Source organism: Polaromonas sp. UC242_47 (assembly GCF_044452385.1).
Classification (GTDB): domain Bacteria; phylum Pseudomonadota; class Gammaproteobacteria; order Burkholderiales; family Burkholderiaceae_C; genus Polaromonas.
The window spans coordinates 2,454,960-2,469,201 of sequence record NZ_JBIOAO010000001.1 but is presented as its reverse complement, the minus strand read 5'-3'; the positions used below and the strand labels follow the sequence as shown (position 1 = coordinate 2,469,201).

The window sequence follows — 14,242 nt, the reverse complement described above, 5'->3', positions numbered from 1 at the left end:
CTTTCCCCACAATTCCTGATTGCATCCACGTCTCACACATCAGGCCAGCATGGGGTTGGTACACTCCGGAGCATAGGTGGTTTTCACCCGGAGGGCATGACGCAAATGATCAAACCCGTTCCCGGTTACATGATTGACCCGGCTGGAAGGCCCCTGATTGGCCTTGACGACGCCAGTTTATATGGCTTTGCTCATTTCATCCGGTCAACCGAGCAACTTATTCTTGACCTGTTCGGTCGCGGCTTGTTGTCGGGCACCACGCACACCTGCCTTGGCCAGGAGCTGTGTCAGATGTCAGTGGTGCGGGCACTCTCCGATGCGGATGACGTGGTGCTCTCCAACCACCGTAACCACGGTCATTTTTTAACCTATTCCGGTCACGCAGTGGGTCTGGTCGCAGAGATCATGGGGCGGCAGGACGGCGTTTGTGGTGGTTACGGGGGCAGCCAACATATTGCGTACCGCAATTTCCACAGCAATGGTGTCCAGGCCGGCATGACGGCTATAGCCAGCGGCTTGGCGCTCGATATCAAGCGCCGGGCAAGCAGGGGGGTGGTTGCCGTCATGATCGGCGACGGCACGCTGGGCGAAGGCTTGCTCTACGAAAGTATGAATCTGGCGTCGGTTTGGGGCGTGCGAGTGCTGTTTGTCGTTGAGAACAATGGAATTGCCCAAACCACGTATACCCGGGATGTGCTTGCCGGGAGCATTGCCGGACGTGGTGCTGCATTTGGTTTGCGTACCTGGGAGCTGGATGATGTTGCCCCGGATTTCATGACATCGGTGGATTCGGTCGTTGTCGACATGCGCGAAGGCAAAGGCCCGGGGATGTTGGTCATAAAAACCAGGCGTCTGGGGCCACACAGCAAAGGCGATGACTTGCGCGATGCGGCGGAACGTGCCGCCATCAACGACCGAGACCCACTCATGGCGCTTGGCAATCGGCTGAATCTTCAGGAGCGGGCCGGCATAGAGGCGCGAAACCTGGCATTCCTCAGAGAGGTGGAGGCAACCGCGCTGGCTTCACCAGAGTCCCATTTTGATGTTGTGCCTGTACATGCGATGCGGCTTGCGCGTGATGCCTCGATTCCCGCGCAGCCACCTGTGGCGGGCAATGTCCGTAGCGCGCTCAATGCTGCCCTGCGCAATTTGCTCACCAATTGCGATGATGTTTTGCTGTTGGGCGAAGATTTGCACGAGCCTTATGGCGGCGCGTTCAAGGTGACCGCTGGCTTGTCGACAGAATTCCCTGACAGAGTGATTTCCACCCCCATCAGTGAGGCTGGCATTACCGGTGCCGGCATAGGGTTGGCAATTGCTGGGCATCGACCGATTGTGGAAATCATGTTTGCGGATTTCTTGACACTTTGCATGGACCAGATTTATAACCATGCCGTCAAGTTCCCGGGCATGTTTGCGGATTGCGATGTGCCGCTGGTAATTCGGGCGCCTTGTGGAGGGCGTCGTGGCTATGGCCCGACCCATAGCCAGAGTCCGGAGAATCTTCTGGTGTCCGTACCCGGTCTGACGGTTGTTTTTGGAAGCCATCGTCACAACATTGGCCAGTTGCTGGTTAATGCCGTGACGCGTTGGTCGAATCCGGTTGTTTTTCTGGAGCACAAGCTGCTCTATGCTGAAGCTCAGGATCCCAGTGATTACCAGACGGTGCTACCGAATGAGTCGGATTTAGGCGCCGACCTGTTTCCAACCCTGCGGCGCGGTGATGCTCAGTCGGATGTCACCCTGGTTGGCTTCGGCGGCATGCTGCCTTTTATTGAGCGTGCAGCCGAACGGTTGGGGCGGGAGGAGGAGCTATCGGTGGAGATTGTTTCGCCTTCTCTGCTGGCCCCGATCCCTCGACGGACTTTGGTGGGGTTGTTGTTGGAGCGTCGGCGCATCGTTGTGATCGAGGAGTCGCACCATGAGTTTGGTGTCAGTGCGGAACTGGTGGCCAGCTTGGCGGAGGCTGGTTATCGGGGCAAGATCATTCGGATTGGGATGCCGCCGGTTCCAATCGCTTCGGCGCGTAGTCTGGAGCGGGCTCAGTTTCCCGACGAGCAAGCGATCATAGACGGAGTTCTTGGCTTATTTTGAATGTTTCTAGAAGTGAGATCATCTGCGATGGCTGAAGCGATACACATTCCCAGAATCAATAACAATGACGACGAGGTAAAACTTGTGGGGATTGCGGTGGGGGTTGGTGGCCGGGTGACCAAGGGGCAGATCATTGCGCAGATCGAAACCGACAAAGCCGTGGTCGATGTTGAAGCCATTGCGGATGGCTACGTGCTGGCGGTGTTCGGCGCAGTGGATGATATTGTCAAAGTTGGAAGTGTCTTGATCTGGCTGGGCAATACCAAAGACGATGCAGTTCCCGAACTGGCAAAGCCCAATGACGCACCGACGCCTTTGGGCTCGGCTCCGACCGCCAAGGCGCGGGCGCTTTTAAAAGAATATGGACTGGATGCAGCCGTGGTGCCGGCTAGTGGCGAGCGTTTGAACGTCGATGATATTGAGCGATACATGGCAGCCAATGGGAAACCTTTGCCGCTGGGCGCGAAGGTCACTCAGGTCGGTGATTTGCTGCCGGACTTGGCTGGGGAGTTGAAACTTCTGAAGAGTGAGGATCGCGGAATGTTGTCCACTGTTTTGTGGCATCGTGATGTGGCGGTTCCAGGTTATATCGAGGTCACTTATGACCCGGCTCCCCTGGGACGCCTATGCGTCGGAGTTCGGTCGCAGGCAAGGGCTACTGCTTAGCCCGCTGTTGCCCTTGATGGCATGGCGGCTCGTGGAGCTTGCTCGTGACAACCCGCGCTTGAACTCAACGATTGTCGGAACCAGGCGATACGAGTATAAGGAAGTCAACCTCGGCTCTACGATACAGGTTGGCGACGTGTTATATCTTGCTGTGGTGCGTGACGCTGCTCGCTTGGGCGAGTTTGGATTCGTGAGTGCCATGGTTGACTTGCAGCGTCGGGCGGCGGGTCACAAGCTGAGCCCGCAAGAGACACAAGGGACAACGATCGGATTTTCCAGCATGGCGCGCTGGAAGGTGGCTCGGCATGTTCCGATACTGTCTCCACAGACGGCCTTGATGGTGGCGCACACCGCTGGGTCCGATGGTGTTGCGGTATTGGGTGCAACTTATGATCATCGGGTGATGAACGGATCAGAGGTGGCGAGCATGTTGCGCAAGCTGTCAAATCCCGGTAAATCAAGTTAAATTAACTGACGGACGAGGTTAAAGCCAAATGACACTCGACAAAGATTCAATCATTGCAGCGATCAAGACCAAGGTGGTGGAGATTGCCAGAACACTTGATTGTGATGCCAGTGACCTGCAGCCCGATGAGATCATCCCAGCAACGGGTGTTATCGATTCGGCCGGCCTGCTGGAGCTGCTGGCCTGGTTTGAGTCGACGTATGACCTTCACATTGCCTCCGAAGATTTCACGATCGACAACTTGGGCAGCATGGAAATGATGGCCAACTTCTTGTTGAAACGCAAAAGCATCTTGTAAGCGATGTCTGCATCAACTGGACCGATCGCTGTCGTCGTTGAGCCATTTTTTTTTGATGCGCCGGGGGGGCGCGTGTTTGCGGTGCACCACCGGCCTTCGGATTCGACCAGGATTCGTGGGAATGTCCTTTGTGTCCCACCATTCAATGAGGAGATGAACCGCTGTCGAAGCATGATGACCCTCCAGGCACACGCGCTGGCGGCCCTCGGTTTCGGTACGCTAGTGTTAGACCTGCACGGCACTGGCGATAGCGAGGGTGAATACCGTGATGCACGATGGGAAATTTGGCTGGACGATATTCGAGCGACGCGGCGCTGGCTGGTGATGCAACCTGGCGGTCTGAGCGCGATTTGGGGAATTCGCTTGGGCGCCGTTTTGGCAGCGCAGGTTCACGCCGAGTTGGGTGAGTCAGGCATCGCCCTTGTTTTCTGGCAACCAGTGCTGGATGGTAATGTTCACCTGACCCAGTTTCTGCGGGTTCGCATGGCCGCTCAGCTGGATCGCCCGGATCTTCCCAAGGAAACTACGGCGTCTCTACGCCAGCAACTGGCGATGGGTCAAGCCGTTGAAGTGGCTGGATATGAAATTCATCCCGAACTTGCCAAAGCCATTGATGGCGCTCGCCTGATCGCTAACAAACTGGGCAATGGGTCTCATGTTTTGTGGCTTGAAAATGCGAGCCAGGATCATGCAGAAATTTTACCCGCGAGTAAAAAGGCCTTGCCCGCTTGGGAAGCCGCTGGTGTGGCGATCGATGCCGGTACATACACCGGACCGGCGTTCTGGCAAGTCCATGAGAGGGTTACTGCGCCGGCCATCATTGAGCGGACAAGCGCCTGGTTAAGTCGTAAGGTGTTGGGTCAATGACGGAATCAGCTGTTAGCTTCAAATGCAGAGGTGACTCACTCGTCGGCATACTCCACAGGCCTGACCAGCCGCAACAGCGGGGCGTGCTGTTTGTTGTGGGTGGCGGCCCCCAATACCGCTCTGGCGGGCATCGCCAATTAACGCTTTGGTCGCGGCGTTTATGCTCAGAGGGTTTTCCGGTATTTCGCTTTGACTACCGTGGCATGGGTGACTCCAAAGGTCAATTCGTCGGCTTCGAAGGAATACATGACGATATTGAAGCCGCTATTGACCAGTTTTTTGAGACCGTTCCCGAACTCAAGGAAGTTGTACTTTGGGGGGAGTGCGATGCGTCGTCCGCGATACTTTTTTACGCCCACCGTGATACAAGGGCCAAGGGTATCGTGTTGCTAAACCCCTGGGTGCGAACGCAAGCCGGTGAAGCCAAGACCATTTTACGTTTTTATTATCTGCAACGAATCATGCAGCCAAGTTTCTGGAGGAAAGTTTTCAGCTTCCGTTTCAACCCTTTTGCGTCGGTATTGTCTGTGTTGAAACTGATGCGTCAATCCCGGACGTCGAAGGCCGATTCGGCGCAAATTTCCAACCACGGGATTGGCGAGGTCATCCAGCGCCATGGCTCATTGCCAGAACGCTTGTTATTGGGGTTGACGCGTTTTCAAGGGCCCGTCATGCTGGTGCTGAGCGGTCGAGATCTGATTGCGCGGGAGTTTGATGACTTGATGAATGGCTCAGATGCCTGGCAAGATGAACTCCGCCGTAAGCCGGCAACCCGTCATGATCTCCCGGAAAGCGATCACACATTTTCTTCTGCGGCTCAGCGCGACCAGGTCGTCGGGTGGGGCGTGGATTGGCTGCGTAGCTGGTAGATCATGCCGCGCCCCATTATTGAGCCTGTAACGGATGCCACTCTGCCTGAGTTTGCTCGATTTTTGCATGCCAATCTCCGTGGTGATCGTTCGTCCGAGGAGTGGGTGAATGGTCTGCGAAATGAATGGATGGCCGAGCGACCCAATTACGGATTTGTTGTGCGCGATGCGGGCCAGATTGTCGGCGGCATCGGGGCTTACTACGCCCGCCGCATAGTCAGGGCACAGCCCGAGAAGTTTTGCAACATTACGAGCTGGTGTGTTCTGGATGCCTTTCGCCAGCAAAGCATGCGTCTTGCCATGGCGCTTATTAGCCAGCCTGGCTATCACTTCACGGATTTTTCACCAACTAAAGTCGTTGGAGCTACCTTGAAGTTTCTCAAGTTCAAGGAACTCGACGAGCGCGTAGCTGTGATATTGAATTTGCCGGTTTTGTCAGCCCGGGACGTGCAGGTGCTCCATAGGCCGGAGGACATTCAGTCGGCTCTGAGTGACGATGCCCTTAAGGTCTATCGTGATCATGCCGTGTACCCGTGGCTGCAGCAGGCATTGGTGGGCAAGCCGGGTCGCTGGTGTCACGTGATTTACAAGCGGCGATTTTTCAAGGGGCTGCCAGCGGCAAACGTGCTCTACTTGAGCGATGGCAATCTCTTCTACAGAAGCTTTGGCCGATTTGCGAACCATTTGTTGCTAAGCGGTTTGCTCAGTACTCACGTTGAATGTCGCTTTTTGAGAAATGTACCTAAGCCATCCAAGATTCGCGCAGGTTTTAATCCAAAGTTGTATTTGAGCTCGACCCTGGCCGATACAGATATTGACTATCTGTATTCTGAAACCATGGCACTGGATCTGTAGCCGTTCGAAGCATGATGACAATAGGCCACCAATGCCGCGAAGATTATTGATTATTGCTTTCCATTACCCACCTGTTCAGGGAAGCAGTGGGATCCAGAGGACTTTGAAGTTTTCTGCCTATCTACGGGATCACGGTTGGGAGCCGATGATTCTGACGGTGTTGCCACGGGCCTATGAGCAAGTGAGTGACGATCAGATGGGGGAGATTCCAGACGGTATGCTGGTGGAGAGGGCCTTTGCATTGAATACAGCGCAGCACCTTTCCTTTTTCGGCCGTTATCCCCGGTGGCTGGCTCAGCCGGATCGCTGGGTAAGCTGGTGGCCCGCGGGTGTTTGGCGGGGTATGCAAATGATCCGGCGTTATCGCCCGGCAGCGATCATGTCGACATATCCCATTTCTAGCGCTCACCTGATAGGCCTCACGTTGCAGCGTTTGAGCGGATTACCGTGGATCTCCGACTGCCGAGACTCCATGACTGAGCCTGGCTACCCAGTCGATCCGTTGACTTGGCGCAGCAACCGCCGTCTGGAGAAGGCCATGGTGAAACACTCAACCAAAGTTGTGTTCACGACCCAGGGCACACTTGAAATGTATGCACAGCGTTACCCGGAGGCGCCGTCCTCCCGTTGGGCAGTCATCGAAAATGGTTACGACGACGAGAATTTCCGTGATGCGGAGCACGAGTTCACGAGGCAATCGTCGAGTCGGTCCGGCCAGGTTACGCTCATACACAGCGGTATTCTGTACCCACAGGAGCGTGACCCCCGTCCATTTTTTGCAGCCTTGCAAGCGCTGAAGCATAGCGCCGAAATCAGCTCAGATACGCTTCGGGTGGTGCTTCGGGCAACAGGCAGTGAGGATATGTACCGTCAAATGTTAGACCAATACAGCATCTCGGACCTGGTTGAACTGGCGCCATCAATTGGGTACCGTGCGGCGTTGCAGGAGATGCTAGGCGCGGATGGCCTGTTGCTTTTCCAGGCAGCCATGTGCAACCATCAGATACCCGCCAAGCTTTACGAGTATTTCCGCGCCGGACGTCCTATTCTTGCGTTGACCGACCCGCTTGGTAATACTGCTGAAACTCTTCGGCAGGCGGGTTCAATGGATATTGTGAATATCGCGGATGAACGAGACATTGCGGCTGGCCTGAGGCGCTTTGTGCGGGGCCTCCAAAGTGGAACGCTTCGCGGCGTGCGGACAGAGGTGGCCGAACGCAACTCACGGCGGTCAAGAACTGCCGAATTGGCGCATCTGCTGGTTGATGTAGCTTCTTGACTCGGATTGGGGGGAGCTCAATCAACGCCTAGTTTTTTCTGGACAAACCTTAACAAGGTGCCAAAAGTCTGGAATACCGACCCGTCTATCTCGTCGTCGTCCACCGTAAATCCAAGGCGATCTTCAAAGGCGGTTAGCAGCGATACGACTCCCATCGAGTCCATTTCCGGCAATGCGCCAAGGAGTGGGGTGTTTTCATCAAATGAAGCAGTTCGACCTTCAAGGTGCAGGGTTTCATTTAGAAGCGACAGCAGTTCTTTTCTTGTGTTCATGACTTTCATCCTTCTGGGCGCAGTGTCAGTTTGAGTATTTTAGGTAGGGTGAGGCGTGGAAATATAGCCAGCGTGTCGCTTGTGTGATATTTTCCATGGGCCGACCATGTTTGAGTTTCCGCCGTCTTTCAGGCAACTTATCTATGACCGAATCTACGCTCTTGCCGGAACTGATTGCTTTGACTGCCGAGAGCAATCCGCAGGCGATTGCTGTAACCAGTGGTGCCTTGTCGCTGAAGTACGGTGATTTGAGCGCCATTGTCAGCCAGTTTGCTTCCGGCCTGATGGGTTTGGGTTTGCAGCGTAGTGAGCGGGTGGCGATTTATCTTGAAAAGCGGTTCGAGACGGTGATTGCCAGTTTTGGCGCGCCGGCGGCCGGGGCGGTTTTTGTGCCCGTCAATCCACTGCTAAAGCCGGATCAAGTGGCCTTCATTTTGCGCGATTGCAATGTTCGCGTGCTGGTGACGTCGCCAGAGCGTCTCGCCTTGATGAAAGAAGTTCTGGCCGACTGCCATGACTTGCGCCATGTGGTGGTGACCGAATCTGGGGCTCCTTCTGCCCCAGCCGATGCTGGCCTCAAAGGTCCGCTGGCGTTGGTCTCCTGGCGCGACTTGCTCAGCAGCGCCCCGCAGTCCGGGCATCGGGTGATTGATGTGGACATGGCCGCCATTCTTTACACCTCGGGCAGCACCGGCAAGCCTAAGGGCGTGGTGCTGTCGCACCGCAATATGGTGGCGGGGGCCAAGAGCGTGGCGTCTTACCTGGAGAACGGCCCACAGGACACGCTGCTGGCGGCACTGCCTCTGTCGTTTGACGCGGGCTTCAGTCAGCTCACCACCGCGTTTTATGCCGGTGCGCGGGTGGTCTTGCTGAACTACCTGATGCCTCGCGATGTCTTGAAGGCGATGGTGCAGGAAAGCGTGACCGGCTTGACTGCGGTGCCGCCCCTTTACATCCAGCTGTCGCAGCTGGAGTGGCCCATGGCGATTAACGACAACCTTCGTTATTTCGCCAACACCGGCGGACGCATGCCCCGGGACACGCTCATGGCGCTACGCCAACGGGCGCCCAAGGCCAAGCCATTTCTGATGTATGGCCTGACGGAAGCCTTCAGATCCACCTACCTGCCGCCGGATCAGGTTGACCGGCGCCCCGACTCCATCGGCAAGGCGATTCCCAATGCCGAAATTCTTGTGCTGCGCGAAGATGGGTCCCCCCTGCAGCCCGGAGGAGCCTGGCGAGTTGGTGCACCGCGGCGCGTTGGTGGGCATGGGTTACTGGAACGACGCCGAGAAGACGGTGGAGCGCTACAAATTATTGGCACCTGACGCGCCGGGTCGGCAGCCGGGCCTGCCGTTGCCCGAATATGCCGTTTTTTCGGGTGATACGGTGCGTATGGATGCAGAAGGTTTCTTGTATTTCATTGGCCGACGCGATGAAATGATGAAAACCTCGGGCTATAGGGTGAGTCCTACCGAGGTGGAAGAAATTTTGTACGCCACCCAAATGGTGGGGGAGTGCGTCGCTTTTGGTGTGGAGCATCCCACCTTGGGGCATGCTATACATGTGATAGCTACTAGCGCAATGAATATGGGGGCTACAGGCCTAAATGACTTAATGTCTGAGTGCCGCAAACGCATGCCTGCGTACATGGTGCCGGCCGGCATCGAAATCGTTGCAGGCCCCTTGCCACGCAACCCCAATGGCAAGATAGACCGCAAACTTCTCGCCTGCGAATGGTTGGAGCGCAACCGGGGTTGAACGCCAGTTCAGCTTCCCCGCATCACCTCAACCAACCACCAAAGCCCAGATCAATTTATGCCAATGACCGAACGCCAACTGCCCGTGCATGCCGCCATGAACCAGTTTTTCGTGCAAGACGGTGAACTGGTGGTTGGTGGCGAGCGATTGTCATTGCTGGCGGCAAGGGTCGGACAAACGCCTTTTTATGCTTACGATCGTGCGCTGCTGCGGTCGCGGGTGGTGGCGCTGCGTGGTGTGCTACCTGAGGGCGTCAAGCTTCACTACGCCATGAAGGCCAATCCCATGCCCGCAGTGGTGGGTTTCATGGCTGGCCTGGTGGACGGCATTGATGTCGCCTCAGCCGGGGAGCTGAAGGTGGCATTGGATGCGGGGGCCGACCCGCTGGAAGTCAGTTTCGCCGGGCCTGGTAAGCGCGACGCCGAGTTGCGCCAGGCTGTCGCGGCCCGCGTGCTGATCAATGTGGAATCGTTTCGTGAAGTGGTGGCGCTGGAGGCGATCTCTGGCGAGCTGGGTCTGCCAGCCCGCGTGGCCGTGCGTGTCAATCCTGACTTTGAACTCAAAGGTTCGGGTATGAGGATGGGCGGCGGTGCTAAGCAGTTTGGTGTCGATGCGGAGCAGGTGCCGGCTTTGTTGGCGGACATCCGCCGTGCGGGCCTGGCTTTTGAAGGCTTCCATTTGTTTGCTGGTTCGCAAAATCTGCGCTCAGATTTGATTTGTGAGGCCCAGCAGAAATCCTACGAACTGGCAGTGCGCCTGGCACAGGATGCGCCCTTGCCGGTGCGCTTTATGAATTTGGGCGGTGGTTTCGGTATTCCCTATTTTCCCGGCGAACAACGGCTTGATCTGGCGCCGATTGGCGACAACCTGGCCCGGCTCGTCCAACGTGCCCGGACAGAGCTTCCTGACGCCGCATTTGTAGTCGAACTGGGCCGTTATCTGGTGGGGGAGGCCGGTATCTATGTGGCGCGCATTGTGGATCGCAAGGTTTCTCGCGGGCAGGTGTATCTGGTGGCGGACGGTGGCCTGCATCACCACTTGTCGGCCTCGGGCAACTTTGGTCAGGTCGTGCGTAAAAATCACCCGGTCACGATTGGCAACAAGGTCGATTCGCTGGAAAAGGAGCTCGCATCGGTCGTCGGGCCTCTGTGCACCCCTCTGGACCTGCTGGCTGACCGCATGACTTTACCCGTGGCGCAGGTCGATGATCTGGTGGTGGTGTTCCAGTCTGGCGCTTATGGTGCAAGCGCCAGTCCGCAGAGGTTTTTGGGACATCCCGTTTGTGTTGAGGTTCTTGTTTAAGGGCTGTTTGCTGAAGAACCCGGCTTGGCTGCTGGTCTCTTTGGGCTGTTTCTTCGCAGGCGCCACGCTAGCAGGCCACCATCCTATGTGGCCGACTGCAGTGTTGGCTGTTTTTGGGCTGTGGTGCGTGGCTGTGGCCTGGCGTCCCGGCGTGTGGCTCTTTGTGGTGCCCGCATGTCTGCCGTTGCTGAATTTCGCCCCCTGGACCGGTTGGCTTGTTTTTGAAGAGTTCGACATCTTGCTGCTGGGTGCCTTGGCGGGAGGCTATGGGCGCTTGGCTTGGTCGCGACGATCAAACAGTGAATCTAAAGCGGTTCATTTTTCGCGGCGCTCTATGTTCCTGCTGGGGTTATTCGCTCTTCTCGGTGCCTCAGGCCTATTGGCGTTGTTCCGCGGGTTTGTCGATGCCGGTGGTGTTACCTTTGACTGGTATGCCGGGTATACCGATGCGCTGAACAGCCTGCGCGTGTTCAAGAGTCTGGGCTTTGCGTTGCTTTTTTGTTCCCTTGCTGCGGCGTGAACTCGAACACTCCGGAACGCTGGCGAGTCAGCGACTGGCGAGCGGCATGGTGGCGGGGCTGACGGTGGTCACGCTGGCTGTTTTGTGGGAGCGCGCAGCGTTTCCCGGCTTGCTGGATTTCTCTAGGCACTATCGCACCGTGGCCTTGTTTTGGGAAATGCATGTGGGCGGCGCCGCGATTGATGCCTACCTGGTTTTGGCGACGCCTTTTGTCGTCTGGGCCTTGATCTCGGCGCGACGGCCCTTGATCTGGGCTGCGGCTGCCGCGCTTGCCTTGCTGACGGGCTATGCGTGTCTGACGACTTTCTCCCGTGGGGTCTACCTTGCAGTTGCCGGGCCATTGCTCTTGCTAGGCGTGTTGCTGCGGGCACAAATGACTGGCTTCAACGCGCGGACGTTTTGGGGGCCTCTATGGCCACACTACCGAACCGAGGGCTGGCGCACGAAGGCCAGTCTGATCTTGATGCTGGCACTGGCGGCAGAGGTTGCAGCGGTGCGAGGGGGCGGTTCGTTCATGATGGAGCGTCTGAGCAACACCGAGCAGGATTTGCGTAGCCGCCTTGATCATTGGCAGCATGGCCTGGATTTGCTGGATGGCCCCACAGACTGGCTGCTAGGGAAGGGCCTTGGCCGGTTACCGGCCAACTATGCAGCTAAAGTTTTCCAAGGCGAATTCTCGGGTGGTGTGACATGGCGTGATGAACCGGTGCCGGGCAGGGCAGCCAACACGTTTTTGACCGTGCGAGGGCCCGCTACCTTGGAGAAATTGGGCGGAGAGTACGCCTTGACGCAACGCGTGACCAATGTATCGAAGGGCTTGCATCGTGTCAGCCTGGATATTCGGGTTCATAAGCAAGCAGACATTTATCTTGCATTGTGCGAAAGACATTTGCTTTATGACGGCAATTGTCAAGAGGCATTCATTAGCGTTCTGCCGGGGGAGACTGAGTGGCAACACATGGTGCTACCGCTTTCAGGCGTCCCTTTGACGGGCAGCCTCTGGTATGCGCCGCGCTTGTCCATGTTCTCGCTGTCGGTGGTCAATCGAGGTGGAGTTGCCGATTTTGGCAATGTGAGACTCATAGGGCCATATCCACAGCCGTCACTTGAGAATGGCAATTTCTCCCGAGGCATGGCGCACTGGTTCCCCGCTGCACAGTCCTATTTTCTGCCTTGGCATATAGACAACCTGTTTCTTGAAGTGTTGATTGAACGGGGGAGCCTAGGCTTGCTCCTGTTGATCGCGTTGATGGCGCATGCCCTGTGGCATCTGATATTTGGGCGCGCCAGGACGCTCGCTTTGTCTGTGTATCTGGCTGCATCATTGTGTGCGGCGCTGCTGGTGGGGCTGGTCAGCAGCGTGATGGATATGCCCAGAGTGGCCTTTTTGGTCTATTTTTTGGCACTGTTTTCGATTCAAGCGGTGCCTGCGGCTGAAAGACACTTGCAACGTCCGTAAGGACGTGTACCATGAACGCCAGATCAGTGAGTGAGGCTGGATATGCCGTTTAGCTCGAGCCCCCCTGATTGCCGGCTGCGTACGCCAGTTGCCGAGTGTCTAAAAGATGGATGGTAGCTTAGACATGGAAGGGGGATTGAACGTGATAAAAATATTCAACCACTATTTTCATAAGCGTACTCTTTTACACATCTTTTTTGATCTTGGATTGGTGCTGGCGACCGTGGTGGTCGCGCTCCTGTCTCAGGTGGCTCATCCGGCCTCAGTCTCATTTGGCGTTGTCGGGACGTCTTTTTTGCTGGCCGTCGGCATAGTGGTCATCAATGCAGGTCTCGGGTTCTATCAGCGCGTACCTAGCTACACATTGGGGCAGGCGCGCGCCCGTGCCGTCCTGTCATTGTGCCTGTCCTTGTCGTTGGCCTATGGCGTTTTTCATTTGTCGCCTCTCAGGCTGGAAGATGAAAAGGTTTTTGGACTTGCGCTGGTGGCCGCTCTGGTCGTTATGCTCATTAACCGGGTTTATGTGGCTCACGCAACGTCGAGAGTCCTGATGCGTCAGCGTGTATTGGTATATGGCTCGGGTGCACGTGCCAGGCTGGTTGGAAAAGCACTGAAAAATTCAGATTCCAATGTTGATCTGGTTGGGTATTACCCCGGTCCAAATGAGTCCGTAGCTGAAGTCTCTGCTTGGGGACTTTTGTCCTCAAAAAAATCGCTGACTGACTGCGTTCAGGAAGAGCAGGTGGATGAGATCGTGGTCGCCCTAAGCGAGCGCCGCGGCGGCAGTATGCATATGCGTGAGTTGCTGGATTGCAAACTACGTGGCGTACTGGTCGTTGACATTGCAACCTACTTTGAAAAAACATTGGGTCAGATCACGCGTGACTCTGTGTCAGCGGGGTGGTTGATATTTGGAGACGGATTTGACCAAGGTCTGGTTCGTACCGTGATCAAGCGTATCTTTGACATTGTGTGTGCAACGTTTTTGATTCTGCTCTCATTACCAATCATGTTGGTGGCTGGTGTTTTGATACTACTGGAAAGCGGTGGACCTGTTCTTTACCTGCAAGAACGTGTGGGGCTGAACGGCCGGCTGTTCAACGTTGTGAAATTCCGCAGCATGCGTACCGACGCCGAGAAAGACGGCAAACCTCGTTGGGCATCAGCTTCTGATGACCGGGTTACGCGGGTCGGACGGGCGATCCGCAAGTGGCGCATTGACGAGTTACCGCAACTGTTCAGTGTGCTTGCAGGCGATATGAGTCTGGTCGGGCCACGCCCGGAGCGGCCTTATTTTGTAGATCAACTGACGCAGGAACTTCCCTATTACGCGGTACGCCAGAGTGTCAAACCGGGCGTAACGGGATGGGCGCAAGTACGCTACCACTATGGGGCGTCAGTCGAAGACGCGGCTGAAAAACTCCAGTACGATCTTTACTACGTCAAAAACCACTCCTTGCTTCTTGATCTTATCGTGCTTTTTGAAACGGTCGGTGTGGTCCTGATGGGCAAGGGTGCGCAGTAATCTGATTTG

The 14,242-nt window shown here is 56.2% G+C and carries 13 protein-coding genes and 1 pseudogene; 13 read left to right on the top strand and 1 reads right to left on the bottom strand.

What is annotated here, in order from left to right:
• The first annotated feature begins 96 nt into the window (after positions 1–96).
• From ACHMXK_RS12035 to ACHMXK_RS12000, 8 genes are read left to right on the top strand one after another with little or no spacing between them, the layout of a single operon-like run.
• On the top strand, positions 97–2,094 hold the full coding sequence (locus ACHMXK_RS12035; protein WP_397440619.1) for a dehydrogenase E1 component subunit alpha/beta: 1,998 nt from the start codon (positions 97–99) through the stop codon (positions 2,092–2,094).
• On the top strand, positions 2,095–2,760 hold the full coding sequence (locus ACHMXK_RS12030) for a biotin/lipoyl-containing protein (protein ID WP_397440617.1): 666 nt from the start codon (positions 2,095–2,097) through the stop codon (positions 2,758–2,760). It abuts the gene before it with no gap.
• Positions 2,663–3,226, top strand: coding sequence for a 2-oxo acid dehydrogenase subunit E2 (locus ACHMXK_RS12025; protein WP_397440615.1), 564 nt, complete (start codon positions 2,663–2,665; stop codon positions 3,224–3,226). Before ACHMXK_RS12030 ends, ACHMXK_RS12025 begins: the two co-directional genes overlap by 98 nt.
• Positions 3,227–3,254: 28 nt before the next feature.
• Positions 3,255–3,524: a phosphopantetheine-binding protein gene (locus tag ACHMXK_RS12020; RefSeq protein ID WP_397440613.1), complete on the top strand. Its 270-nt coding sequence runs from the start codon at positions 3,255–3,257 to the stop codon at positions 3,522–3,524.
• Positions 3,525–3,527: 3 nt separating this feature from the next.
• Entirely contained in the window at positions 3,528–4,391 is an 864-nt protein-coding gene (locus ACHMXK_RS12015; protein WP_397440611.1) for a hydrolase 2, exosortase A system-associated, read from the top strand.
• The gene (locus ACHMXK_RS12010; RefSeq protein WP_397440609.1) at positions 4,388–5,260 is read left to right on the top strand and encodes a hydrolase 1, exosortase A system-associated; all 873 of its coding nucleotides are present in this window, start codon (positions 4,388–4,390) and stop codon (positions 5,258–5,260) included. The genes ACHMXK_RS12015 and ACHMXK_RS12010 overlap by 4 nt, the downstream gene beginning before the upstream one ends.
• Before the next feature lie 3 nt (positions 5,261–5,263).
• Positions 5,264–6,115: a hypothetical protein gene (locus tag ACHMXK_RS12005; RefSeq protein ID WP_397440608.1), complete on the top strand. Its 852-nt coding sequence runs from the start codon at positions 5,264–5,266 to the stop codon at positions 6,113–6,115.
• A gap of 31 nt (positions 6,116–6,146) precedes the next feature.
• A complete protein-coding gene (locus ACHMXK_RS12000) occupies positions 6,147–7,394 on the top strand; it encodes a glycosyltransferase (protein WP_397440606.1) in 1,248 nt (415 codons plus the stop codon).
• Positions 7,395–7,411: 17 nt separating this feature from the next.
• On the opposite strand, the gene ACHMXK_RS11995 is transcribed toward ACHMXK_RS12000, so the two are convergent.
• Positions 7,412–7,666 carry an acyl carrier protein gene (locus ACHMXK_RS11995; protein ID WP_397440604.1) on the bottom strand — a complete coding sequence of 85 codons (255 nt, stop codon included), beginning with the start codon at positions 7,664–7,666 and terminating at the stop codon, positions 7,412–7,414.
• A gap of 143 nt (positions 7,667–7,809) precedes the next feature.
• On the opposite strand from ACHMXK_RS11995, the pseudogene ACHMXK_RS11990 reads away from it, so the two are divergent.
• The 5 genes and pseudogenes from ACHMXK_RS11990 to ACHMXK_RS11970 all read left to right on the top strand — a co-directional run bounded on the left by ACHMXK_RS11990 (position 7,810) and on the right by ACHMXK_RS11970 (position 14,233).
• Positions 7,810–9,427: pseudogene (locus ACHMXK_RS11990) on the top strand (acyl-CoA ligase (AMP-forming), exosortase A system-associated).
• Positions 9,428–9,484: 57 nt separating this feature from the next.
• The gene (locus tag ACHMXK_RS11985) at positions 9,485–10,729 is read left to right on the top strand and encodes a pyridoxal-dependent decarboxylase, exosortase A system-associated (RefSeq protein WP_397440602.1); all 1,245 of its coding nucleotides are present in this window, start codon (positions 9,485–9,487) and stop codon (positions 10,727–10,729) included.
• 7 nt (positions 10,730–10,736) lie between these two features.
• Entirely contained in the window at positions 10,737–11,249 is a 513-nt protein-coding gene (locus tag ACHMXK_RS11980; RefSeq protein WP_397440600.1) for a hypothetical protein, read from the top strand.
• A 46-nt stretch (positions 11,250–11,295) separates the two neighbouring features.
• Entirely contained in the window at positions 11,296–12,708 is a 1,413-nt protein-coding gene (locus tag ACHMXK_RS11975; protein ID WP_397440598.1) for a hypothetical protein, read from the top strand.
• A 142-nt stretch (positions 12,709–12,850) separates the two neighbouring features.
• Entirely contained in the window at positions 12,851–14,233 is a 1,383-nt protein-coding gene (locus ACHMXK_RS11970) for a TIGR03013 family XrtA/PEP-CTERM system glycosyltransferase (protein ID WP_397442506.1), read from the top strand.
• Positions 14,234–14,242: the final 9 nt, after the last annotated feature.

Bases quoted from the DNA above. Each gene is read 5' to 3' on its own strand.
- ACHMXK_RS12035 (WP_397440619.1), top strand. From the start codon at position 97: ATGACGCAAATGATCAAACCCGTTCCCGGTTACATGATTGACCCGGCT.
- ACHMXK_RS12030 (WP_397440617.1), top strand. From the start codon at position 2,095: ATGTTTCTAGAAGTGAGATCATCTGCGATGGCTGAAGCGATACACATT.
- ACHMXK_RS12025 (WP_397440615.1), top strand. From the start codon at position 2,663: ATGTGGCGGTTCCAGGTTATATCGAGGTCACTTATGACCCGGCTCCCC.
- ACHMXK_RS12020 (WP_397440613.1), top strand. From the start codon at position 3,255: ATGACACTCGACAAAGATTCAATCATTGCAGCGATCAAGACCAAGGTG.
- ACHMXK_RS12015 (WP_397440611.1), top strand. From the start codon at position 3,528: ATGTCTGCATCAACTGGACCGATCGCTGTCGTCGTTGAGCCATTTTTT.
- ACHMXK_RS12010 (WP_397440609.1), top strand. From the start codon at position 4,388: ATGACGGAATCAGCTGTTAGCTTCAAATGCAGAGGTGACTCACTCGTC.
- ACHMXK_RS12005 (WP_397440608.1), top strand. From the start codon at position 5,264: ATGCCGCGCCCCATTATTGAGCCTGTAACGGATGCCACTCTGCCTGAG.
- ACHMXK_RS12000 (WP_397440606.1), top strand. From the start codon at position 6,147: ATGCCGCGAAGATTATTGATTATTGCTTTCCATTACCCACCTGTTCAG.
- ACHMXK_RS11995 (WP_397440604.1), bottom strand. From the start codon at position 7,666: ATGAACACAAGAAAAGAACTGCTGTCGCTTCTAAATGAAACCCTGCAC.
- ACHMXK_RS11985 (WP_397440602.1), top strand. From the start codon at position 9,485: ATGCCAATGACCGAACGCCAACTGCCCGTGCATGCCGCCATGAACCAG.
- ACHMXK_RS11975 (WP_397440598.1), top strand. From the start codon at position 11,296: ATGGTGGCGGGGCTGACGGTGGTCACGCTGGCTGTTTTGTGGGAGCGC.